At 60.9% G+C, this 24,351-nt stretch carries 17 protein-coding genes and 2 tRNA genes; 13 read left to right on the top strand and 6 right to left on the bottom strand.

The genetic code is table 11. The annotated features are described in order from the left end of the window. The first annotated feature begins 44 nt into the window (after positions 1 to 44). The 3 genes from ACP7B9_RS07855 (at position 45) to ACP7B9_RS07845 (ending at position 4,110) form a co-directional block, all read left to right on the top strand. On the top strand, positions 45 to 1,697 hold the full coding sequence (locus ACP7B9_RS07855; protein ID WP_425862285.1) for a hypothetical protein: 1,653 nt from the start codon (positions 45 to 47) through the stop codon (positions 1,695 to 1,697). A gap of 86 nt (positions 1,698 to 1,783) precedes the next feature. Further along, entirely contained in the window at positions 1,784 to 3,271 is a 1,488-nt protein-coding gene (locus ACP7B9_RS07850) for a beta-N-acetylhexosaminidase (RefSeq protein WP_425862283.1), read from the top strand. 92 nt (positions 3,272 to 3,363) lie between these two features. Continuing rightward, entirely contained in the window at positions 3,364 to 4,110 is a 747-nt protein-coding gene (locus tag ACP7B9_RS07845) for a copper homeostasis protein CutC (RefSeq protein ID WP_425862281.1), read from the top strand. 71 nt (positions 4,111 to 4,181) lie between these two features. On the opposite strand, the gene ACP7B9_RS07840 is transcribed toward ACP7B9_RS07845, so the two are convergent. Both ACP7B9_RS07840 and ACP7B9_RS07835 read right to left on the bottom strand, forming a co-directional pair. Beyond that, positions 4,182 to 4,254, bottom strand: a tRNA-Lys gene (locus ACP7B9_RS07840). 70 nt (positions 4,255 to 4,324) lie between these two features. Then, positions 4,325 to 4,397 (bottom strand) — tRNA-Lys (locus ACP7B9_RS07835). Positions 4,398 to 4,661: 264 nt separating this feature from the next. Here ACP7B9_RS07835 and ilvD point away from each other — a divergent pair. The 7 genes from ilvD (at position 4,662) to metG (ending at position 15,000) form a co-directional block, all read left to right on the top strand. Further along, a complete protein-coding gene (gene ilvD / locus ACP7B9_RS07830) occupies positions 4,662 to 6,458 on the top strand; it encodes a dihydroxy-acid dehydratase (RefSeq protein ID WP_425862279.1) in 1,797 nt (598 codons plus the stop codon). Between the two features lie 109 nt (positions 6,459 to 6,567). Next, positions 6,568 to 7,410, top strand: coding sequence for a hypothetical protein (locus ACP7B9_RS07825; RefSeq protein WP_425862277.1), 843 nt, complete (start codon positions 6,568 to 6,570; stop codon positions 7,408 to 7,410). Between the two features lie 396 nt (positions 7,411 to 7,806). Beyond that, positions 7,807 to 9,696, top strand: a complete 1,890-nt coding sequence (locus ACP7B9_RS07820) for an acetolactate synthase large subunit (protein WP_425862275.1) — start codon at positions 7,807 to 7,809, stop codon at positions 9,694 to 9,696. Between the two features lie 2 nt (positions 9,697 to 9,698). Next, the gene (ilvN, locus tag ACP7B9_RS07815) at positions 9,699 to 10,211 is read left to right on the top strand and encodes an acetolactate synthase small subunit (protein ID WP_425862274.1); all 513 of its coding nucleotides are present in this window, start codon (positions 9,699 to 9,701) and stop codon (positions 10,209 to 10,211) included. 101 nt (positions 10,212 to 10,312) lie between these two features. Beyond that, complete coding sequence (gene ilvC, locus ACP7B9_RS07810) at positions 10,313 to 11,338, top strand: ketol-acid reductoisomerase (protein WP_425862272.1); 1,026 nt, start codon at positions 10,313 to 10,315, stop codon at positions 11,336 to 11,338. 312 nt (positions 11,339 to 11,650) lie between these two features. Next, positions 11,651 to 13,246, top strand: coding sequence for a phosphoglycerate dehydrogenase (serA, locus tag ACP7B9_RS07805; protein ID WP_425862270.1), 1,596 nt, complete (start codon positions 11,651 to 11,653; stop codon positions 13,244 to 13,246). A 173-nt stretch (positions 13,247 to 13,419) separates the two neighbouring features. After that, positions 13,420 to 15,000, top strand: coding sequence for a methionine--tRNA ligase (metG, locus tag ACP7B9_RS07800; RefSeq protein WP_425862268.1), 1,581 nt, complete (start codon positions 13,420 to 13,422; stop codon positions 14,998 to 15,000). Between the two features lie 97 nt (positions 15,001 to 15,097). Here the strand turns inward: metG and ACP7B9_RS07795 are convergent, their stop codons facing one another. Both ACP7B9_RS07795 and ACP7B9_RS07790 read right to left on the bottom strand, forming a co-directional pair. Next, positions 15,098 to 17,590 carry an ABC transporter permease gene (locus ACP7B9_RS07795; protein WP_425862266.1) on the bottom strand — a complete coding sequence of 831 codons (2,493 nt, stop codon included), beginning with the start codon at positions 17,588 to 17,590 and terminating at the stop codon, positions 15,098 to 15,100. Positions 17,591 to 17,592: 2 nt separating this feature from the next. Continuing rightward, entirely contained in the window at positions 17,593 to 18,345 is a 753-nt protein-coding gene (locus ACP7B9_RS07790; protein WP_425862264.1) for an ABC transporter ATP-binding protein, read from the bottom strand. A gap of 173 nt (positions 18,346 to 18,518) precedes the next feature. Between ACP7B9_RS07790 and ACP7B9_RS07785 the strand changes: the two genes are divergently transcribed. Continuing rightward, positions 18,519 to 19,637 carry a class I SAM-dependent methyltransferase gene (locus ACP7B9_RS07785; protein ID WP_425862262.1) on the top strand — a complete coding sequence of 373 codons (1,119 nt, stop codon included), beginning with the start codon at positions 18,519 to 18,521 and terminating at the stop codon, positions 19,635 to 19,637. Here the strand turns inward: ACP7B9_RS07785 and ACP7B9_RS07780 are convergent. Both ACP7B9_RS07780 and ACP7B9_RS07775 read right to left on the bottom strand, forming a co-directional pair. Next, on the bottom strand, positions 19,634 to 20,782 hold the full coding sequence (locus ACP7B9_RS07780; RefSeq protein ID WP_425862260.1) for a winged helix DNA-binding domain-containing protein: 1,149 nt from the start codon (positions 20,780 to 20,782) through the stop codon (positions 19,634 to 19,636). The two genes, ACP7B9_RS07785 and ACP7B9_RS07780, sit on opposite strands and share 4 nt — an antisense overlap. Positions 20,783 to 20,829: 47 nt before the next feature. Beyond that, the gene (locus tag ACP7B9_RS07775) at positions 20,830 to 21,522 is read right to left on the bottom strand and encodes a FadR/GntR family transcriptional regulator (protein ID WP_425862258.1); all 693 of its coding nucleotides are present in this window, start codon (positions 21,520 to 21,522) and stop codon (positions 20,830 to 20,832) included. A 261-nt stretch (positions 21,523 to 21,783) separates the two neighbouring features. Between ACP7B9_RS07775 and ACP7B9_RS07770 the strand changes: the two genes are divergently transcribed. Together ACP7B9_RS07770 and ACP7B9_RS07765 are read left to right on the top strand one after the other, a co-directional pair. Then, positions 21,784 to 22,998 (top strand): aminotransferase class V-fold PLP-dependent enzyme, encoded by a 1,215-nt coding sequence (locus ACP7B9_RS07770; RefSeq protein ID WP_425862256.1) that lies wholly within the window; start codon positions 21,784 to 21,786, stop codon positions 22,996 to 22,998. Positions 22,999 to 23,049: 51 nt separating this feature from the next. Then, positions 23,050 to 24,345, top strand: a complete 1,296-nt coding sequence (locus tag ACP7B9_RS07765; protein WP_425862255.1) for an ABC transporter substrate-binding protein — start codon at positions 23,050 to 23,052, stop codon at positions 24,343 to 24,345. Positions 24,346 to 24,351: the final 6 nt, after the last annotated feature.

Here is a 24,351-nt window from a genome sequence, read left to right as displayed (position 1 = left end):
TCGGCGTGATTGTCAGCAAGAACCAAGCCAAGGAGACACCGCACGTGAAAAGACATGCCCTCAGCACCCTTTGCCTTGCCACCGTCCTGGGACTAACTCTGCTCGGGAACACTCCCGCACTTGCGGCGCCTCCGCCCATGGCTCCCGGAGGCCAAGCTGCCTCTCCCGGGGCCCCTGACAATCCCGCTGCAGTAGGAGCCGCCGCGTCCGCCAACCAGGGACAGCCCACATGGGCCGGCAAACCTGAAGCGGCACAGGCCCTGCCCATTCATTATGTGGACTGCTCGGCCACAATTGCCGGCGACGGATCGGCCGAGCAGCCGTTCAATGCCCTCACCCAGATTGCTGGGTTGCAGCTCCTCCCAGGGGAACAGCTGCTGTTCAAGCGCGGCACGAGTTGCACGGGGACACTGAAATTCCAGGGCAGTGGTACTGCCGCTGAGCCCATTGTGGTGGGCGATTTCGGAGACGCACCCGAACGAGCCACCATTGACGCCAAGGGCGCCTACACGGTTGTGCACCTGTTCAACCAGGAACACATTGTCCTCAAAGACCTTGCCATCACCAACGCCGAGAACCCCGGCACCAACCGTCGCGGGATCACCGTTCAGCTGCAGGATTATGGCACCGGAAGCGGCTATCTGCTGGAGAACCTTGACATCCACGACATTGTCGGTGACGACGCCAAGGGACCCGCCGGCAGCCAGGGTATCGCGTTCCAGGTCACCGGGACCACCGTGCCCACCACCTTTGACGGAGTCGAACTCCTGAACAACACCCTGACCCACATCAACCGCCAGGCCATCAATATCATGCTGAGTACGTGGAGCTGCCGGCCGGAAATTGGCTGCACAGGAACTCCCAACTGGCTTCCTGCCACCGGCGTGGTGCTGCGCGGCAACCTCCTGAGCGACATTGGCGGGGACGGGATCGTCATGAACACCACCGAAGGCGCGCTCGTGGAGAACAACACGATCAAGGGCTTTAACCTTCGCTCTGCCGGCTACAACGCCGGGCTGTGGTCCTTCAACAGCAACTACATGCTTGCCCAGTTCAATGACACCTCCGGCGGCCATGGAACATTGGATGGCATGGCCTATGACATTGACGGCGGCAACATTGGTGCCGCCTTCCAATACAACTTCAGCCACGACAATGACGGCGGATTCTTCCTGCTGTGCACGCACAACAACATCCAGCGGGACTCGGTGGTGCGGTACAACATCAGCCAGAACGATTCCTTCCGCGGCGTGGAGAACTGCAAGGGGCCAATTGAAAGCGCCGACGTGTACAACAACACGATCTACATTGGTGACGGCATCTCCCAGACAGTGCTCAACGAGAACGTTGACGCGCAGCGCAACGTGAAATTCCGGAACAACATTGTCTACAAGGGCGGCACCGGCACGGTCACGTTCAAGCTGTTGGCCAACACCGGCTATACCCTTGAGAACAACGTGATTTCAGCATGGATCCAGGGACAGCCTGCCAACCCCGGCGGCAGCACTGCCAACCCTCTCATGTGCAACCCGGGCACAGCGCAGGGCCTCAACTCCGCCGGTGGCTACAAGCTGCAGGCCGCCTCGCCGGCCATCGGCGCCGGCGGAGCCATCGCCAACAATGGAGGGCGCGACTACTTTGGTGCTCCCGTGATCGGCACGACGACCGTCGGCGCTGCACAAGGCGCCGGCTGCTAGCAATCCACAACCTCCGGGCTCCTACTTTTGAGTGGGGCCCGGAGGCTTCCTTATCAAACTCAACTCCACGGAAATGGACTGATCACTTGACCGCCACAGGCAATTCCCACCATGCAGCCGACACCACTCCCCGGGTGATACCGGCCATTCAACAGTGGCAACCAGCCGACGGGGTCGTGACCCTGCGCGGGGGTTTCGACGTCGAACATGCCCCGGAATTGGCGGCAATTGCGACGACGTTCATTACCGACATGGCAGAACTGACTGGCGTCACCGGAACCATCTCGGGTAGCGCAGCGGAGACCGTGAAGGTTGAGCTGGCGCTCGATCCGTTTCTGGTGTTCCCTACCGAGAATGCCACGGCCGCCGTGGAAGGCTACTGGCTGGAGATCGACGGCGGCGTGAAGATCGTGAAGATCACGGCGCGGACGGCCACCGGGGTGTACTGGGGAACGCGCAGCCTGCTGCAGATGCTGGCGTCGTCCATGGAACTGCCGGGCGGTACGGCCGTTGACTGGCCGAATTATCCCGTGCGTGGCTTCATGCTTGATGTTGGCCGCAGGTTTGCCCGGTCGGAAGCCGTGCGTGACTACATCCGCATGATGAGCTGGTTCAAGGTCAACACGTTCATGATCCACCTCAATGACAACGAGATCACCAAGGACACCAAGCGCAGCTGGGATGAGGCGCAGAACGGTTTCCGCTTGGCTTCGGAATCGGCGTGGACTGCTGGACTGGCGTCGGAAGATGGGGCCTACAGCCGCGCAGACTGGGATTCCTTCGAGGACCTGGCCGAACTCCGGCACGTGCAGCTGGTTCCGGAATTGGACGTTCCAGCGCACTCGCGTGCCATCATCCGGTGGCGTCCCGAGACGGGGCTGAACGGCGGGGACTCGGACATGCTCGATCTCGGAAAAACCGAAACTGTCGAGTTGGTGAAGGATCTCTTTACCGAATTCGTGCCGTGGTTCCGGGGGCGCTCGGTCCACTTTGGAGCTGACGAGTACAGCAAGGAACACACGGAAGACTACCGCCAGTTCTTCAACACCATCAGCGCCCACGTACGCTCGCTGGGCAAGGATCCCGTGGCGTGGGGGAGCTTGAGCACCATGTCCGGTGGAGCAGGAGCCCCGGGCCCGGCGGGATACAACCGGGACGTCACCGTCTGCGCCTGGAACAACGATTGGTACAGCGGCCAGGCTGCGGTGGCTGATGGGTACAAGGTCATCAACACCAATGACAATTTGCTGTACATCGTGCCCTTCGCCGACTATTACCACGGCGGGGCCTTGGATGCGCAGGCTTTGTTTGAGTCGTGGGAACCGCACGTTTTTGGCGATGGCAAGGATCTTTATCCCGGGCATCCACAGCTGCTCGGTGCAGCATCGGCCGTCTGGAATGACCTGGTGATGAACAGCTACGACGAACAGCTTGTCTTTGACCTAGTGAAGCCTGCTTTTGGCGTTCTGGCGCAGAAAATGTGGACCGGAGCTGTTGCGGGGCTCGATTATGAGAGTTTTGCCGAACGTAGTGACGTCGTGGCCGGATGGCCGGGGAAGGTACTTCTGCAATAGCTGCCCGTCAACAGCTGAGGTTAGCGATAACGACTCCGCTTTGCGTTCAACGTTTGCGTTCGACGAATGAGTTTCCCGAAAGAAAGAACACCATGATCGATTTGGAAATTGCTGTCCAGGACGTTGCCGGAGCACTAGTTGCGGCTTCCGGGGGAGCCGCACGTATTGAATTGTGCACTGCGCTTCGGCTGGGTGGGCTGACCCCATCGCAAGGAGTAACAGAGCAGACCCTTGAGGCCACTGAGGGCCGCGGTGCTTTTGTGCACGCCTTGGTACGGTCACGGGGCGGTGGCTTCGTGTACGACAGCCATGAGGTAGCCACCATGGAACGGGAGATCAGGGCGCTCCGGCGCGCAGGTGTCCACGGGATTGTTGTTGGTGCACTTACTCCGGAGGCGCGCATTGACACCGAGGCCCTCAGGCGTTGGCTCGATGCCGCAGAGGGCCTGGCCGTCACGTTCCACCGGGCCATTGATTCCTGCCCCGAGCCCTTGGGGGAGCTGGCCACCCTGGCGGAGGCTGGTGTGAGGCGGGTTCTGACGTCCGGTGGTGCCGCGCGAAGCATCGACGGATTGGCCGTTCTGGAGGCAATGTCCGCCCAAGCACCTGCCGGTATTGAGGTGATGGCTGGCGGTGGTGTGCGCATCGAGGATCTGCCCGCCTTGCAACGTGCGGGCGTGGACGCCGTTCACCTGTCAGCGAGGGCAGTTGTGCCTGGTGTCGCTCTTGGCCCCGGTGGTGGCACGTCGGATTGGGACGTCACATGCCTTGAGTTGGTCCGTGAGGCTCATGCAGGCTTGTCTGGATCAGGTTTGTCGCGGAGCCATTCCCTCAACTGAGAGTCATTTTCGGGCAACAAAAAACCGCTTCACTACTTGCTTGTTAGCAGTAGTGAAGCGGTTACCCTTTGTGCACCCCTCCGGACTTGAACCGGAAACCCATTGATTAAGAGTCAATTGCTCTGCCAATTGAGCTAGAGGTGCATTCATTTATCTTTGCAGTAAAAAACCGCACCGACACTAGTTGTTACCAGTGTCGGAGCGGTTTTACCCGTGCACCCCTCCGGACTTGAACCGGAAACCCATTGATTAAGAGTCAATTGCTCTGCCAATTGAGCTAGAGGTGCATCTTTTTCACTGCTGAGTGGCACTTCGGATTGTGTCCGTGGTGTTCCTCGCAACGACATGAAACTATACGGGCTTTTTCGGTGAGTGTGAAATCCAAAAGTACGGTTTTAGGCATTTTGAGCCGCGGATCACAAAAGGTCTGGCCAGGATGCCCGTAATCTAGGGTTTTTCGCCCCAAAAATTCATCGAAGATTTTTGTCGCCATCGGCCCGGACGGTCAAGGGGAGTGACGTAGTTCACGCATGAGTCGTAGACTGACGCACATGAGCGCCGGAAGTAGTGCCATCGAGAACAGTGCCAACCGAAATAGTGCCGTCGAGAATGCGTCGGCCGTCGCGCCTGCGGATGACGTGGTTCGCACGAAGGACGGCAAGCCTGACATCAAGCCCCGCAGCCGCGTAGTCACGGATGGCCTCCATGCGGCTCCATCCCGCGGCATGTTTCGTGCGGTCGGCATGGGCGACGACGACTTCCGGAAGCCGCAGATTGGCGTCGCCAGTTCCTGGAATGAAATTACTCCGTGCAACCTGTCCCTGAATCGGTTGGCGCAGGGTGCCAAGGAGGGCGTTTTTGCCGCCGATGGGTTCCCCATGCAGTTCGGCACCATTTCGGTTTCCGACGGCATCTCCATGGGCCACGAGGGCATGCACTTCTCACTCGTCTCACGTGAAGTCATCGCCGACTCCGTCGAAACGGTCATGATGGCCGAGCGGCTTGACGGCTCCGTGCTGCTTGCAGGCTGCGACAAGTCCCTGCCCGGCATGCTGATGGCGGCGGCCCGGCTGAACCTCGCCAGCGTCTTCCTCTACGCGGGTTCCATTATGCCGGGCTTCGCAAAGCTCGAGGACGGCACGGAGAAGGAAGTCACCCTGATCGACGCCTTCGAGGCCGTGGGTGCCTGTGCCGCCGGGAAGATGAGCCTGAAAGATCTCGACAGCATCGAGCGGGCCATCTGCCCCGGGGAGGGTGCCTGCGGTGGCATGTACACGGCCAACACCATGGCCTGTATCGGTGAAGCGTTGGGCATGTCCCTGCCGGGTTCCGCCGCCCCGCCCAGCGCTGACCGCCGTCGTGACATGTTTGCGCGCAAGTCGGGGGAGGCGGTGGTGAATCTGCTCCACCTCGGCATCCGCGCCCGCGACATCATGACGAAGGAGGCGTTTGAGAATGCCATTGCCGTCACCATGGCGTTCGGCGGTTCCACAAATGCTGTCCTTCACCTTCTCGCCATTGCCCGTGAGGCGAATGTTGATCTGACGCTCGCGGACTTCAATCGAATTGGTGACCGCGTTCCCCATCTGGGCGACTTGAAGCCCTTCGGCCGCTACGTCATGTTCGATGTGGACAAGATCGGCGGTGTGCCCGTCATCATGAAGGCCCTGCTCGACGCCGGACTCCTCCACGGCGACTGCCTCACCGTCACGGGTAAAACGGTGGCGGAAAACTTGGCGCAGATCAACCCGCCTGACCCGGACGGGAAGGTGCTCCGGGCGATGGACAACCCGCTGCACAAGACCGGCGGCATCACCATCCTGCACGGATCCATGGCCCCGGAGGGTGCCGTGGTGAAAAGCGCCGGGTTCGATCTAGATGTTTTTGAAGGCACGGCGCGCGTCTTTGAGCGAGAGCAGGGTGCCCTTGAAGCATTGGACAGGGGCGAAATTCATGCCGGTGATGTTGTGGTGATCCGCTATGAGGGGCCCAAGGGTGGCCCGGGCATGCGCGAAATGTTGGCCATTACCGGCGCCATCAAGGGTGCGGGGCTGGGCAAGGACGTTCTATTGCTCACGGATGGGCGCTTCTCCGGCGGCACAACTGGGCTGTGTATTGGTCACGTTGCGCCTGAGGCGGTCGACGGCGGTCCCATCGCGTTCGTGCGCGACGGCGACACGATCCGAGTCGACATCGCGGCCCGATCCTTTGACTTACTGGTGGAGCCGGCGGAACTTGAATCTCGCAAGGAGGGCTGGGAGCCGCTTCCGGCCAAGTTCACCACGGGGGTGTTGGCCAAGTATGCGAAACTCGTCAACAGTGCGTCAACGGGAGCTTATTGCGGCTAGCACGCTTTGTTACGGCCCATAAATGCTGCCTGTCGCTATGCTCTAGCTAATGAAAAAAGTATCTAGGGGACATGCTTCAGGAATTAAATCGGCGAGATGGCGACGTCATTTGAGATGGGCGGTTCCGCTTATTGCGGCGCCTGTCATTTACTTCGCGGCCATGCTCGGGGTCATGTGGATCAACCAAGGGCTCGATAACGAAAGTCTTCCGACCTGGTGGATGTGGCTGGTTTTATTATTGCTGCTCGTAGCCATAGCCGGTCCCATCACCGCACTTGTCCGTGCCTCTATTGGCGGTTACAAAACGTTTCGCCACTGGCGTCGATCCAACGGTCATCTCACCAAAACCGAGGCTGCCGTTGCGCAGCAGGAGAGCATCTCGACTCGGGCTTGGGAGCATGCCAGAGTGCTGCATCAGACCCTGGTCCGGCGCGAAGTGCCGGACGGGCTCCACATTTGGGATGTTGTCGCCAACTCCAATGAGGTCTTCTTCCTAGATGTTCCGGCCGATTATGCGCGCCACTACGGCGTGGACGTGAGCTACTCGCAAAGTTCGGCTTTTTACTTTGGCCGGCCGGCTTTTGTTCTCGCAGGTTTAGGGATTAGCGCCATGTCAAATGCCGCTCGGCGAAACGCTGCATCCCAGCTAGCGGCAGCCCAATGGCGCGAGCGTCAGCCGTGCCGCCTAGTCGTGAGTAATCAGCGGATCCTGTGCCAGGTTGGTGGCCAGTGGCTGAGTTTTTACTTCTCGGGGATGACGGCTGTTTATCCCGAAGTTGGGGAGTGGTCGCTTATTACGCAATATGATTCGACCTCCCCTCTATTGTTGAGTGGCGTACACGTACCCGCGGCAGCATTGCTCACGGTCTTGGCTACGCACGGGGTCGATGCGCTCAGTGCTCACCCGAGCCTGCAGGTGTTGGCTCGCGAAAATGTCATCAGACCCGTCTGAGAACAAGGTGACCAGGCGCGAGTTTGCTGGGAAAACTCCTGAAAATGGACACGATGACCATAGAGTGGACTACGTGTCCAAATAGTGAGACGCGAGTGTGGCCTGTTTGACACTCAGGAGCGGAAAACGGGAGACTTGCAGACATGCAACGAAATCTCGTAGTCGTCATTAGCTAGCGCGTGACGCGAAGTGACCGCACCCAAGGTCATAGATCCCGTGACGCTCGCATGAGAGTATGTCACGCCACGTGCATACCCCCTCGCCAAGTGACTTATGGGCTGAGGGGTTTTTTGTTTCCACCACCAGCGGCAACTCGTAGTACTGCGTGCAGCATCCAAAATTGAACGCAAGCAAAGAAGATTTACCCAAAGCATGAGTTTCCTAAAGGAAGAACCGATGAGCAAAGGAACGCCCGCCAGCCCAGCGCTGATGGCAGCCAAGTCCTCCGGACACGGTGCCCAAGGTGGCACCAAGTCAGGTGTCGCCAGCACCACCAACCCAGCCTCCGACGTCGTCGGGCCCAACAATGTTGTGGCGCCCGTACAGATGACTGGCTCCGAGGCCCTTGTCCGGTCCCTTGAAGAGCTTGGCGTCAAGGACATCTTCGGTTTGCCCGGTGGAGCAATCCTCCCTACTTACGATCCGCTCATGGCGTCGTCCCTGAATCACATTTTGGTGCGCCACGAACAGGGTGCCGGTCACGCGGCCCAGGGTTACGCCATGGTCACCGGCAACGTTGGCGTTTGCATCGCCACCTCCGGCCCCGGTGCAACCAACCTTGTCACCGCCATCATGGATGCGCACATGGACTCTGTTCCGTTGGTTGCCATTACCGGCCAGGTCGCCAGCTCAGTCATCGGCACCGACGCCTTCCAGGAAGCCGACATTGTTGGCATCACCATGCCGATCACCAAGCACTCGTACCTGGTGACGGACCCCAACGACATTCCCCGTGTGTTGGCCGAGGCATTCCACCTCGCCTCCACCGGACGCCCCGGCCCGGTCTTGGTTGACTTCGCCAAGGACGCCCAGCAGGCGCAGATGACGTTCTCCTGGCCGCCGGTCATCGACCTGCCCGGCTACCGCCCCGTATTCCGTGGCCACTCAAAGCAGTTGCGTGAGGCAGCCCGTTTGATCGCCGAAGCCAAGAAGCCCGTGCTTTACGTTGGCGGCGGCGTCATCAAGGCGAACGCTGCAGAAGAACTCATGGTTCTGGCCGAGCTGACTGGGGCCCCTGTTGTCACCACGCTCATGGCTCGCGGCGCGTTCCCTGATTCGCACACGCTGCACGTGGGAATGCCCGGCATGCACGGTTCCGTCTCCGCTGTTACGGCCCTGCAGCAATCGGATCTGCTCATCACCCTGGGCGCTCGTTTCGACGACCGTGTCACCGGCGTGCTTAGCAGCTTCGCCCCACACGCCAAGGTCATCCACGCGGACATCGACCCGGCGGAAATCTCCAAGAACCGCACAGCCGATGTGCCGATCGTTGGCTCCCTCAAGGAGATCATCCCGGACCTGACGGCCGCCGTGAAGACCGAATTTGACGCCAGCGGAACCCCCGATCTCGGTGATTGGTGGGCATTCCTTGGCAACCTGCGTGACACCTACCCGCTGGGTTGGACGGAGCCGGAAGACGGCCTCATGTCCCCGCAACGGGTCATCTCACGCATTGGTGCCCTGACCGGCCCCGAGGGTGTATTTGTTGCAGGCGTTGGCCAGCACCAGATGTGGGCTTCACAGTTCATCAAGTACGAACGCCCCCGCTCCTGGCTCAACTCCGGTGGTGCTGGCACCATGGGTTACTCCGTCCCGGCCGCCATGGGCGCCAAGGTGGGCAACCCCGATCGTGTTGTCTGGGCCATCGATGGTGACGGCTGTTTCCAAATGACCAACCAGGAACTGGCAACCTGCCGCATCAACAACATCCCCATCAAGGTTGCCATCATCAACAACTCCTCCCTGGGCATGGTGCGGCAGTGGCAGACGCTGTTTTACAACAGCCGCTACTCCAACACCGACTTGAATACCGGTCACGACACCATCCGGGTTCCGGACTTCGTCAAGCTTGCAGATGCCTACGGTTGTGTGGGCCTGCGGTGCGAGCGCGTCGAGGACATTGACGCCACGATCGAGAAGGCCTTGGCCATCAACGACCGCCCTGTCATCATTGACTTCGTGGTCAGCCCCGATTCCATGGTGTGGCCGATGGTGCCCGCGGGCGTCAGTAATGATCAAATTCAAGTTGCCCGGAACATGACACCGGTGTGGGACGAGGAGGACTAGACATGAGCCGACATACTCTTTCCGTACTGGTTGAAGACAAGCCCGGCGTCTTGACCCGCGTGGCAAGCATGTTTGCCCGCCGCGCCTTCAACATCCATTCCTTGGCTGTTGGCCCCACCGAGATTGCGGGCATGTCTCGTATGACGGTTGTGGTCGACGCCAACGGTGACCTGATTGAACAAGTCACCAAACAGCTGAATAAACTAGTCAACGTCATCAAGATCGTTGAACTTGTTTCAGAGAATTCCGTGCAAAGGGACCACATCCTGGTCAAGGTACGTGCGGATGCCGCCACGAGACTGCAGGTAACCCAAGCCGCAGATCTCTTCAGGGCTTCAGTGGTTGATGTGTCCACAGACTCATTGACCATCGAGGCCACCGGCTACGCGGACAAGCTTGCAGCATTGCTGAACGTCTTGGAACCCTTCGGGATCCGGGAGATCGTGCAATCAGGCACCTTGGCCATTGGGCGGGGATCCCGCTCAATGAGCGACAGGGCACTTCGCGCTTCCTAGAGCGAAAGCCCCGCACGCAGACCGGCCTCTTGGGGCCAACGAATTATTTTTCAAAGACAGCAACACACACCATTTATTCAAGTTATTCAAGGAGTTTCACTGTGACTGACATGTTCTATGACGACGATGCAGACCTGTCCATCATCCAGGGTCGCAAGGTCGCCATCATTGGTTACGGCAGCCAGGGCCACGCCCACGCACTGAACCTGCGCGATTCCGGTGTTGACGTACGCGTTGGCCTCAAGGCGGGCTCCAAGTCCATTGCTAAGGCAGAGGCAGAGGGCCTGCGCGTCCTCAGCGTTGCAGAAGCAACGGCTGAAGCCGACCTCATCATGATCCTGACCCCGGACCAGGTTCAGCGCTTCGTATACGCAGAGGACATTGCACCGAACCTGAAGGCTGGCGACGCCATCTTCTTCGGCCACGGCTTCAACATCCGCTTCGGCTACATCACCCCGCCGGCCAACGTTGACGTTGCCCTCGTTGCTCCGAAGGCTCCGGGTCACACCGTGCGCCGCGAATTCGAAGCAGGCCGCGGTATCCCCGACCTGATCGCTGTTGAGCAGGACTTCACCGGTGGCGCTAAGGCTCTGGCCCTGTCCTACGCAAAGGGCATCGGCGGAACCCGCGCCGGCGTTATCGAGACCACGTTCACTGAAGAGACCGAAACCGACTTGTTCGGCGAGCAGGCAGTTCTTTGCGGTGGTACCTCACAGCTGGTTCAGTACGGCTTCGAAGTTCTGACCGAAGCTGGCTACAAGCCGGAAATCGCTTACTTCGAGGTACTGCACGAGCTCAAGCTCATCGTTGACCTCATGTGGGAAGGTGGCATCGCCAAGCAGCGTTGGAGCGTTTCCGACACTGCCGAGTACGGCGACTACGTCTCCGGCCCGCGCGTCATCACCCCCGAGGTGAAGGAAAACATGAAGGCTGTTCTCGCGGACATCCAGAGCGGTGCTTTCGCTACTCGCTTCATCGAAGACCAGGACAACGGCGGCGTTGAATTCAAGGCCCTGCGCAAGAAGGGCGAAGAGCACCCGATCGAGGCCACCGGCCGCGAACTCCGTGGACTCTTCTCCTGGGTCAGCAACAGCGACGACTACACCGAAGGCTCCGTAGCCCGCTAACGGCCAGCTCTCCTAGATCGTTTTTCCAAGTTCGACGGCGCCTGCCGGACCCACGTGGGTGCGGCAGGCGCCGTCGAACTTTAAGACACGTTTGAGGCAAAGTGGAGACAGCGTCCAAGTGACCACAATTTGGACAAACTCCCCAATGCCTATGTGATTTGCGTCGCTTGCGTCGGTGATCTTGCCGATTATTACGGTCCGGATGCTGGACTCCCATAAACTGGAATTCGGCTTTTGTCGTTCAATTAGTAGCGCAAGAACCATCACCAAAATCCCCACAAGAACACTATCGACAAGCTAAAGAGGTCACCGGTGACAGCCACCAAGCCCGTAGTACTCCTCGCTGAGGAACTTTCGCCCGCCACGATCGAGGCCCTGGGTCCCGATTTTGAGATCCGTCAGACCGACGGCGCGGACCGATCCCAGCTGCTTTCCGCCATTGTTGACGTTGACGCGATCCTGGTTCGCTCCGCAACTCTCGTGGACGCCGAGGCCATCGCCGCGGCCAAGAACTTGAAGGTCATCGCTCGTGCCGGTGTGGGGCTGGACAACGTTGACATCAAGGCTGCAACCCAGGCCGGTGTCATGGTGGTGAACGCGCCGACGTCGAACATTGTCTCCGCTGCGGAACTGACCATCGGTCATATCCTCTCCTTGGCCCGCCACATCCCGGCCGCCAGCACGGCGCTGAAGAATGGCGAGTGGAAGCGCTCAAAGTACACCGGCACCGAACTGCTGGAAAAGAAGCTTGGCATCATCGGCTTGGGCCGCATCGGCGCCTTGATCACCGAGCGCGCCAAGGCCTTCGGCATGGAGATCGTTGCTTACGATCCCTACGTCACCTCGGCCCGCGCCGCCAGCCTTGGCGTCCAGCTGCTCTCACTTGATGAGCTGTTGGAGCAGTCCGACTTCATCACGATTCACATGCCGCGCACCCCGGAAACCCTGGGCATGATCGGCACCGAAGCGTTCAAGAAGATGAAGAAGACCGCCTACGTCATCAACGTGGCTCGCGGTGGCCTCATCGACGAAGCGGCCTTGAACATTGCCCTGCGCGAAGGTGAAATTGCCGGAGCCGGCATTGACGTCTTCGTCAAGGAGCCCGCAACCGACGTTGACTTCCTCGGACTCGACAACGTAATTGCCACCCCGCACCTGGGTGCCTCCACCGATGAAGCCCAGGAAAAAGCCGGCGTCTCCGTCGCCAAGTCTGTGCGCCTTGCATTGGCCGGCGAGCTCGTTCCGGATGCCGTGAACGTTGCCGGTGGCGTCATTGCCGCCGAGGTTCGTCCGGGCATCCCGCTGATCGAGAAGTTGGGCCGCATCTTCACCGCGCTGTGCCACGCTTCCGTCACCCAGATCGATGTCACGGTCGCCGGTGAAATTGCCGCCCTCGACGTCAAGGCCTTGGAACTATCTGCACTGAAGGGCGTCTTCAAGGACGTTGTTTCGGAGCAGGTCTCCTACGTCAACGCTCCGGTCCTGGCCGAGCAGCGCGGTATCAAGACCAACTTGATCACCACGCTCGAATCAGCCGACTACCGCAACATGCTGACCATCAGCGGCGCCCTGTCGGACGATTCACAGATCTCCGTTTCCGGTACCTTGACTGGTCCGAAGCAGATCCAGAAGATCGTCTCCGTCAACGGCTACGAGCTTGAAATTCCCATGAGCGATCACCTCCTGGTGATCTCCTACGCGGACCGCCCCGGAGTTGTTGGCACCTTGGGCCGCTTGCTGGGCGAGAACAACGTCAACATCGCCGGCATGCAGGTTGCCCGTCACACCGAAGGCGGCCAGGCACTGGCACTTATCACGGTCGACAGCTCCGTGCCGCAGAGCCTGCTCGAGGCCATCAAGACCGAAATCGGCGCCACCATGGCCCGCGAGGTCGACCTGGAGGACTAATCCTCCTAGCTTGGGCCCACGCCCGCGAAGGTCCCGCTACGAGCTTGCGAGTAGTTGGAGCGGGTGTGGACGACGGCGGCGCCTTGGTGAGTTTTATTGCTCACCCGGGTGCCGCCGTCGTTCTTTTAATACACGAATCGGTGTTTCACCTAGGGACACGGTAAATTCGTAGGGTGACATCTACTGAATCGGCCAAGACGCCTTACTACCTCACCACCGCCATCACTTACCCGAACGGTGTTCCGCACATCGGGCATGCCTACGAATACATCGCCACCGACGCCATGGCACGCTTCAAGCGCCTTGACGGATATGACGTGAAGTTCCTGACTGGCACCGATGAGCACGGTATGAAGATTGCGCAGGCGGCCGAGAAGGAAGGCATCACGCCCAAGGAACTCGTGGACCGCAATGCCGAAATTTACAAGGAAGCGCACGCCGCCCTTGGCATCAGCTATGACCGGTTCATTCGTACCACGGACGCCGATCACTACGCCGCCTCGCAGGCCATCTGGAAGAAGATGGAAGACGCCGGAGACATCTACCTCGGCAAGTACGAGGGCTGGTACTCCATCCGTGACGAGGCCTACTACGGCGAAGATGAGACCGAACTGCGCGAGGACGGCAAGCGCTACTCCAAGGTCACCGACACCGAACTGACCTGGACCGAAGAGGAGAGCTACTTCTTCCGCCTGTCGAACTACCAGGAAAAATTGCTGGCACTCTATGAAGAGCAGCCGGAATTCGGTGCCCCGCGCACCCGCTTCAATGAGGTCATCAGCTTCGTCAAGGGCGGCCTGGAAGACCTTTCCGTCAGCCGCACCACCTTTGACTGGGGAGTTCCTGTTCCCGGCAACGACAAGCACGTCATGTACGTGTGGGTCGACGCCCTGACCAACTACCTCACAGGCATTGGCTACCCGGATGTTTCCTCGGAGGAGTTCCAAAAGTTCTGGCCTGCCGATGTCCACATCATCGGCAAGGACATTTCCCGCTTCCACGCCGTCTACTGGCCTGCTTTCCTCATGTCCGCCGGGCTGGAATTGCCCAAGCGCGTCATGATCCACGGCTTCCTGCACAACAACGGCGTGAAGATGTCCAAGTCTTTGGGCAACGTTGTGGCTCCTGCCGACTGGGTTGCCCAGTACGGCCTGGACCAGGTCCGCTTCTTCCTGCTGCGCGAGGTCCCCTTCGGCGCCGATGGTTCCTACAACCATGACGCTGTTGTAGGCCGGATGAACTCCGACTTGGCCAACAACCTTGGCAACCTGGCTCAGCGTTCACTGTCCATGGTGGCGAAGAACTGCGAGGGTGTTGTTCCGACGCCCGGCGCCTTCACCGAGGCCGACGAAACGATCATGGCCGCTGCGCATGAGTTGCTGGAGATCTCCCGCAACGCGTACGAAGTTCAGGACTTCCACGGTTCGCTGGAGAAGATCTGGCATGTCCTAGGCGACACGAACGCCTACTTCGCCGATCAGGCGCCCTGGGTTCTGCGCAAGACTGACGTTCCCCGCATGGAAACCGTGCTGTACGTGACCCTTGAGGTGCTGCGTATTGTCTCGATCCTGATCCAGCCGGTGGTTCCCGATGCTGCTGCGAAGCTGCTGACCGTTCTGGGCCAGGACACAGCCGCCGATTCGGCCTTGCGTGAGTTCGCTGCGATTGGCACGCCTCTCGTTGCCGGTACCGTGCTGCCTGCCCCGGCGCCGATCTTCCCGCGCTATGAGGAGCCCGCGCCCGTCGAAGCGTAATTTCCAGACTTAATGAAGTGACCCGCAGTAGTGGTTGTAAAGTGGCGAATTTTCGCTGTTTTACGACCACTATTGCGGGTCACTTTTTCTTGTTGAATTAGTCCATTGCCAACCCCTCCACAGGTGAGAGCTTCGCGGCGCGGTGTGCCGGAACCACCGAGGCCAGCAGACCGGCCACTGCGGCAACGCCCACCACGGCGAGGATCTGTCCCCACGGAATCACGGCGGTGATGTCGGCGAAGCTGCCCAGTGCCGATTGCGCACCAGCCCAGCCATAGGCCACGCCAAGAACGGAGCCGATGATGGCCGCGACCCCGGCGATCAGCACGGCTTCAAGGGCCAGCATGCCGCGCAGCTGTCCGCGCGTCAGGCCAAGTGCCCGCAGCAGCGAGTTCTCGCGAGTACGTTCCAAGACCGAGAGTGAGAGCGTGTTGGCCACGCCGATCAGCGCGATGAAGACGGCCACGGCCAGCAGCCCGGTCACAACTAGCAGCAGCATGTCGATGACCTGGTTGAACGTGACCTTCTCGAGCACTGCGCCGGAGATGGAGTCTTCGCTGATGCCGAGCGTCGTGGACAGCTGAGTCCGCAAGTCCATGAGTTGATCAGCCTTCAGCGCGGGATCCACGGAGATCCATAGCGGGGCGGAGGATCCCTGCCGCAGGGGATCATCGGCTGCCAAGGCGGGGAAGGCATCCGAGGAGACCAACGCCGTCATGCCGTAGTTCGTGGCAGGCGATGCCGTCAGGTTGGTGGTGTGCGTTCCGGAGGCCAAGGATGCCTCGGTGGCTTCGATACCCTTGGGCACCACGGCAGAGGTGCGGCTAGGACGGTTGGCAGGGTTCTTCAGCACGACGGCGGCATCGGCATCGGAAATTCCATATGCCTGGAGCATGTTCTCGCCAGCGCTCACCTGGCCCACAAGTTCCAGTCGCGCAATGTGCTCGACGCCAGGCAGGGCCCGGGCCGCAGCGAGCTGAGCCTCTGAAATGCTCGCCTCACCCGAGGGAGTCTGGGCCGTCATATCCACGGGGTAGGTGCCATCAAGTTCGGAATCGAAAGCGTTCCGCGCAGTGGCAGCGCCGGTCATCATCATGGTCACGAGCGTGACGCCAATGAGCAGGGCCGACGCCGTCGCGGTGGTGCGGCGCGGATTGCGCACGGCATTCGCGGCCGCCATTTTTCCCGGCACACCCGCCGGACGGGCAATGGTTCCGGCCAGCGATACCAGCTTGGGTACAAACAATGTCGCTGCCATGAGGAAGCCAACGAAGGAGGCCGCACCGGCAGGCAGTGCGATCAACAGATTCGCGGAAATGCCGCCATACACGAGTCCCGCTCCGCCGGCCAGAAGCAGCGCCACACCAATGATCAGGCGCAGGCGGCCGCCGGCATTGTGGACCGAGGCGTCATCTGCCGGTCGCAGCGCGGCCAGTGGCGCAACGGCCGTGGCGGCGCGTGCCGGTACCAGCGAGGCAAGCACGGTCAGCAGGGTACCGACAATCAGCCCGGCAATAATGGCCGACGGCGGCACCGCCAACGTAGCGAACGCAAAATCTGGATTTTGGCTCAGTAGGGTCAATATCAGTGCCATGGTTCCCGTCGCAGCCAGGACCCCGAGAACAGAGGCGAGGAAGCCGACAATCAAGGCCTCGACAATCACGGAGCTGCGGATCTGGGAGCGGCTGGCACCAATGCAACGCAGCAGCGCCAGTTCCCGGGTTCGTTGGGCCACCAGCACGGAGAAGGTGTTGGAGACCACCAGGGCGGCAACGAGGAGAGCCACGCCGGCAAAGGCGAGCAACACGATGGTCAGCTGATCTTGACCGCCCGTGAAGCTCGAAACCATTTGGGTGGTCTTCTCATCGGCGGTCAGGATCTCGTCAACGGGCTGGTCGACTGCGGTGGCCAAGGCAGCCTTCGCGTCGGCGATGGAAACCCCGTCCTTGAGGGTGACCGAGATGGTGTTGATCCCATTCTCGGGGGAGCTGAAGGCGTCGACGGCCGCTGCCGTGCCCACGAATTGCGCCAGGCCCGAGGTGATGGGATCAGCGGACGTGGCGGTGATCCCTGAGATCGTCACGGTTCGCTCGGTCCCGGGGGTTGAACCGGATTCGGAGACGATCGGCTGGCCGGTCAAGGTGGCCTTGCTGCCAACACTCAACTTGCGGCGTTCTGCCGTGGTGGCATCGACCGTGACTTCCTGGTCGTTGCTGGGCCATGCTCCGGAGTTCAGCTTCACGGCTTCCAGCGACGGGAAGTCAGGCAGATTGCGGAACGTGGCGCTGACGGTGGCGTTATCGACCGTGGCCTGAACAAATGGGGTGCGTTGCGCATAAGACTCGGCAACAACAGGTGAGTTGGCCACGGAGGTGGCGTCCGCCGTCGTCAAGGGGGACTCGTAGGTGGAGGAGGCTACGAGATCGCCCTTGGAGTAGGCCTGGCCGATGCTGGCCTTCAGCGAGGCCGCCGTGGAGGCATTGACCATGAGCGTCGCGGACAGGAAGGCGACGGCGAGCAACACCGCGAGGGTGATGGCGATGAAGCGTCTGGAATGAGTCTTGAGCTGACTCAGGGCTACCTGCAACATGGCTAGGCCCCCAAGGATGCCAGCGCGGCCAGCACCGAATCGGCGGTGGGGTTGTCCAGCTGGCCCACGAGTTCGCCGTCGTTCATGAGAACCACGCGGTCGGCGTAGGAGGCGGCCACGGGATCGTGGGTGACCATGATGATGCTCTGGCCCATCTCCCGTGAGGAGCGGCGCAGCATGCCCAAAACCTCTGCGCCGGAGCGTGAATCAAGGTTGCCTGTGGGCTCATCGCCGAAGATGACGTCGGGCCGGGTGAGTAGGGCGCGAGCCACGGCCACGCGCTGCTGCTGGCCGCCGGAGAGCTCGTGCGGCTTGTGCTTGAGCCGGTCGGTGAGGCCCAGTGTGGCGGTGACAAACGTGAACCATTCCTTGTCCACGGTGCCGCCGGCGAGGGCCACGGGCAAGGTGATGTTGGCTTCCGCCGTCAGGGTCGGGACGAGGTTGAAGGCCTGGAACACGAAACCGATCCGGTCGCGACGCAGCTGGGTCAACGCCTTGTCATTGAGGCTGGTCAGCTCGGTATCGCCGAGGTGGATGGTGCCCGAGGTGACCGAATCCAGGCCCGCTAGGCAGTGCATGAGCGTTGATTTGCCGGAGCCGGAGGGGCCCATGATCGCGGTGAATTGGCCGGCGGGGAAGTCCAGGTCCACGCCCTTGAGTGCTGCCACCTCGGTCTCGCCCTTGCCGTACGTCTTACGCAGTCCGCGGGCCTGAACCGCCAGGGTGCGTTGCTTGTGCTCTGTTGTGATGGTCATGGTTCCAGCCTATTTTTCGCGGCTCCGGAGCGGATCGGAGCGTGGGCGGATATCCCGTGAATGCCCGACGTCGAACCCTCCTACCCAGGGTGGAGTCCCGTCCCGCCGGGGCTGGTTGGGCAGGATGAAACTCGGGCATTCCGTTCGCGGGTGCGCCGGAGGACAATGAGGAAATGGAGACTCCCGAGCATGGGCCACTTGGTGGTGGGCCGCTATTTTCAGACAGGGTAGTTGCTGCGGCAACCGGATTTGCGGAGCTGGTCAGCATTGCGCTGGGGGACAAGTTGGGCTGGTATCGGGCCCTGGCCGATGCGGGCAGTGCCGGGCTCACCGCGGACGGATTGGCCGGGCGAACTGGATCGAATCCGCGGTATGCAAGGGAATGGTTGGAGCAACAGGCTGTGGCGGGGCTCCTCACGGCATCGCGGCAAACGGAGGACGACGCCCCGGCAGGTCAGAGCGGCAGCTTTCGTTTCAGTCTTCCGCCAGGTGCTGAAGCGGCACTCGTTGACGAGGAATCCCTCGACAATCTTGCGCCCATGGTGCGGATGCTCATGGCAGGGCTCGCGAACTTTCCGGAGCTGGTGCAGGCGTACAAATCCGGCGGGGGAGTGCCCTGGTCAGTGGTGGGAGATGAGGCCCGGGACTCGCAGGCGCGGGCCAACAAGGCATGGTATGAAACGCGGCTGGCAACGGCCCTTGCCGGCGTCGGCGACGTCCATGCCACTTTGGCTAGGCCGGGTGCCCGAATTCTCGATCTGGGTGCCGGGTATGGCTGGTCAACCCTGGCGCTTGCCAAGGCCTACCCGGGGGCCGTCGTCGTCGGTATTGACATTGATGAGCCCTCGATCCTGCGCGCACGGGAGCATGCCAGCGAGCTGGGCATGTCCGCTCAGGTCAGTTTTCAGCACGCCGATGCCGCTGGCTGGCAGGCGCCGGCCAGCGCCGATGGCGTGTTCATCTTCGAGGCCCTGCACGATATGCCCTTCCCCATCCGGGTCTTGGAATCCATTCGGACCATGGTCAGGCCAGACGGCGTTGTGGTGGTGATGGACGAGGCTGTCGCCGATGCGTTTGATCCGCCGGGCGACGAACTTGAGCGGCTGATGTATGCCTATAGCCTGCTCATCTGCCTGCCCGACAGTCTCTCAACACCTGGCTCCGTGGGAACAGGCACGGTGATGCGGCAATCAACCCTTGAGCGCTATGCCTTGGACGCGGGCTTCTCTCGAGTAGCCAAGCTGCCCATTGAGGATTTTTCCGTGTTCCGTTTCTATCGGCTGTACCTCTAGGGAAGCAGCCACTCGGTGACCGTTGGCTTGCCGAGGAAATATCCGTAGTCAATAACGGCGTCCTCCACGGCCGACATTTCCGCGGGGTCAAGCTTGCGCAGGGTGGCAACGTGCACCACTGCCGACGCGGCCGTGATGACATGCTTCCAAGTTGCCGCCAAGAGTCCGTCAATGAGCACCGAGTGGTAGAGCGTGGCCGCGGGTTCATGGCGCTGGGCGGAGGGGGTGAAGAGTAGGTGCTTGGACTCAAAATAGGACATGACGTATTCGTCGTAGCCCTGGATGAGATCCACGCGCGGGTGGGGCGGCGCAGTGTGATCAGCCGCGGCAGGCTCCCACCAAAGCCCCAGCCCGTCGACGGTCACCCGTTCGAAGCGTCCCGGGAATTCTTCTACGGCGGAGGCCACGCCGCTGCGTGCATCGGACATGGGCAGGCCACTCCACACAGCAAAGTCCTTGACGGAGACAGGGCCTCGGGTGGCGAGGAAGCGTTCGGCTAGGAGCGTTAGCGCAGATGCCCTGTCCGGAACCGGGCCGGCAGGCACCCGCTCGTCAAACAGGGCGTAGCTACGTTGCTTGCCTATCGAGGCGCCGCTGATGACCACCTGTTCCAATTCGGCATGCATCATGGCGTATGTCAGCCGCAATCCGGAGGCCACAACCCCTGCCGCGGCCAACGCCGCCTGCAACTGCAACCGGGTCCGATGCCTGCCACCTGCCAACTCGACGGCAAGGACCTGATGCACGCGCGCCAGCGTCACGGCATCCAGGCCGGTCTTGCGGTAGTACAGGTCATTGCCACGATGGATGTGCGGGGCCGTCAGGGCCAACAGCCAACGGACATCCGCGGGAGCCACAAAGTGCCAGGTGGGTCGCAAGACGTGCGTGCGCAGGATCTCGCCATGGTCGACGGCGGACGCCAGATCCGCGGCTGTGTTACCGGCTGCTTCGGGAACCTCATGTTGCACCCCACTTTGCCGCACCCGGCGTTGCGCCGTCGACCACAGTGCATAGGCATACTCCTGCGCCTGCATGGCAACAAAATGCTCCACCACGGAGCCAGCGCTCGCACCTAGGGGTGACCAGAGTCCATGGTGGTGCATGCGGACGGTCACGGCGTCATGAATGCTCAAGGTGTTGGCCACAAATTCACCCTATCCGCAGCGGGTGGGGAGGCAACAGTACCCGGGCCCTACCTGTCCAGCTGCGGAACCGGTCGGAGCTTCTTGAGCCAGAATTCCGTTTGGGCAATGTGTGCGGCGGTGGCCGTGGCCGCCGATGCGGGGTCTCTGTTTCGGATGGCTTCAAGGATGTCGCGGTGTCCCTTGTTGCTGGTTTCGCGCACCGAGGCGCCTTCGGCGCTGTCAAAAACGTTGAAGTGCCGGCCACGGGAACGGAAGAGGCGCATCAGGCCCGTCAGGGTGAGATTTCCGCCGGCCTCGCAAATGGCCTCGTGAAAGCGGGCATCCAGATCTGAGATGTCGCCCGAGTTATCGGTGGCCTCCATCTTTGCCACGAGATCGTCCAGCTCGGCCATGAGCTCCGGGGTGGTCCTGGCGGCGGCGCCGGCGGCCGCATGGGATTCCAACGCGCGCCGGATTTCAAAGAGCTCGAGGACGCTGTCGAAAGGGAAGAGGTCAACGAGAAGCGCGAATCCTTTGAGGATTTCGGCCGGTTCCAGTGACGAGACATACGTTCCTGAACCGTGCCTGGCTTCCATGACGCCAAGCGCCGACATGGCCCGTATGGCTTCGCGTAGCGAGCTTCGGGAGACCCCCAATTGGGTGGCGAGTTCGCCTTCCGGTGGGCATTTTTGCCCCGGAGCCAGCTCGCCTGAGGCAATCTTGGCACGCAGGCCCTGCATGGCTGTTTCCACTGCGCTCATTGACACTCCTCGTTCACGGTCCGCGATCTGACTGTACTGAGCTTTCACCGATCCCTCTCAGTAAGACCTCACTATATGGATTCATCATATGTGTTTCCAAAGTCCTCAGACGTCTTGATGAAATTGTCCCGTAACAACGCGGAAACTTCCATAGGTTTTACTAAGTCATCTGATGAATTTTATGATTCATCTATTGTCTTCGTTTCAAATGTGAGATAGCTTACTGATCATTCACCGCCTGCCGCCAACAGAAAGAATGCCGTGGCTTCTACGCTCATCACCGCTCCTGCCGCCATGCTGACCCCCACGGGCCAGCCGGCAATATCAGATTGGTCCCTGACCGGGGACAAGATTCATCTCAACCATGGTTCCTACGGTGCCGTGCCGCGTGCCGCGCAAATTCATCAGCTGGCGTTGAAGGCCCGCATGGATGAGAACCCCTGCACCTGGTTCATGGGACAGGCCGCGACCCTTGCCGGTACCCGAGCCGAAGTCGCGGCCTTCCTTCACGTGGACGCCGATGACCTCGCGCTGGTGCCCAACGCCAGCGCCGGCGTCAGTGTTATCTACAATTCGCTGCCCTTTGCCGAGGGTGCCGAGATCGTCACGACCGACCACGCCTATGGTGCCGTCTTGGAAGGTGCCCGCCGCGTGGCGCGCGAATGCAACGGTGAGGTGCGCATCGCCGTCGTACCTCTTGACGCAGACGCGGCTCTGAGCTGCGAACTGGTCATGGCGCAGGTCACCGAGCGCACAGCCTTGATCGTGATTGACCAGATCACCTCGGCCACGGCCCGCAGCTTCCCCGTGCTGGAGATTGCCCGGGCCGCTGCGGAACTGGGCATTCCGGTGCTGGTGGACGGAGCGCATGCACCCGGCGCCGAGGCAGATCCCGTGCCTGACTTTGAGGGATTCTGGGTGGGCAATCTGCACAAGTTTGCGTGCGCCCCGCGTGGCACGGCGGCCGTGGTGGCGCGTGGCCCGCTGCGCAAATACCTGCATCCGCTGATCGATTCCTGGGGCTTCCCGCACGATTTCCCGGAGAGCTTTGACCATGTGGGAACCCAGGACATCACCTCGTGGATGGCCGCCAAGACCTCCTTTGACACCATCGAGACCCGCTATGGCTGGGATGCCGTCCGTAGCTACTCCACCGCCCTGGCAGATTACGGACAGGCCATTGTCCAGAATGCTCTGGCCGAGGTGACAGGGGAGGATGCCGCGGCCGACGTCGGGATGCAGGTTGGCCAATTGCGGCTGGTACGTCTTCCCCGCGGTTTGGCAACGTCCCACGAGGGCTCGCACGCCGTCCGAGCCTGGATTTCAGAGACCTTGGACATTGAAACGGCCATCACCACCTTTGGCGGGGCCGGCTACCTGCGCCTGTCGAGCCATGTTTACAACACCGCCAAGGATTTTGAAGACTTTGCCGAGCGGGCCGTTCCGGAACTGTTCCGGCTGGCCCAAAACCATTAAGGCGCTGCTGCGCCCCGTCACATAGCTGTTTCACACTATGAAAGGTTTCCCATGAAAAAGAAGTTAACAGCCATCACCGCCTTGGGCGTTGCCGCAGTGCTTGCGCTGTCTGGTTGCGGCGGAGGAGATACGGCTGCCGATGGCAAGGTCACCCTGAAAATGGTGGAGAGCCTCACCAACCCCACCCGCACCGAAACGTTGAAGACGCTGCTGGCAGGATTCGAAAAGGAGAATCCCAACATCAAGGTTGATTTGATTTCGCCGCCAACCGACTCGGCCGATCAGAAGATCCAGCAGATGCTCCAGTCCGGCAAGGGGATCGACGTCGTCGAGGCACGCGACATCACGGTAGGCTCCTTCGGTGCCAACAAGTGGCTGTACGACATGAGCGCAGACCTGAAGGATTGGGACGGCTGGGAGAACTTGACGGAGAACGCCGTCAACTACTCCAAGCAGGACGGCAAGACCTATTACATCCCGTACGGCTTCTACGGTCTTTCGCTGTTCTACCGCACGGATCTGGTCAAGGAGGCCGGATTCGCCGGGCCGCCCGCCAGCTGGCAGGATCTGCTGGAACAGTCCGAGAAGCTCAATCAGCCAGATGCCAATAAGTTCGGTTACGCGTTCCGCGGCGGCACCAACGCCAACTCCAACGCCGTCGCGGTGATCGAGGCCTACACGGCAGATCAGATCGACAAGGAGAACGCGTTCAAGCTCACCAATGGCAAGACCATCTTCTCTGCGCCCGAGGCCCAGACGGCCATGGACGATTACCTGGAGCTCTTCAAGAAGGGCTCGCCGCCGTCGTCCGTTGCCTGGGGTTACCCGGAAATGGTCCAAGGCTTCAGCAACGGCTCAACCGCGTTCCTGCTGCAGGATCCCGAGGTCATCGCCACGGTCAAGGAATCCAAGTCCATCACGGCTGATCAGTGGAGTGTCGCACCATTGCTGGTCGGGCCCACGGGCAAGGCCATCCAGCCCGTAGCAACTGCAGGCTGGGGCATCGCGGAATCCAGCACGGCTAAGCCTGAAGCGGTCAAGCTCATCAAGTACCTGTCCCAGGGTGAACCTGCCACACAGTTCAGCAAGGACAACTCCCTAGTCCCGATCCTCAAATCGGCAGCTGAGGACCCGTTCTACAGCACCGGCCCGTGGGCTGCCTACGTCACCATGACCGAGAACCCGGAAACGTACATCTCCGCCGTTCAGCCCCGCGGCGTGGCCTGGTGGACCGAATGGATCAAGAAGTCCGACGGCGAACTGCAGCGCGTACTCACCGGCAAGATGACCACCAAGGAACTGCTGGCCAGCTGGGATAGCTACTGGACAGAAAAGATGGCGGGCTAGTCACCA

Source organism: Arthrobacter sp. TWP1-1 (assembly GCF_049897845.1).
GTDB lineage: Bacteria > Actinomycetota > Actinomycetes > Actinomycetales > Micrococcaceae > Specibacter.
The sequence above is the reverse complement of the archived record's forward strand: the minus strand, read 5'-3'. Positions and strand labels throughout refer to the sequence as shown.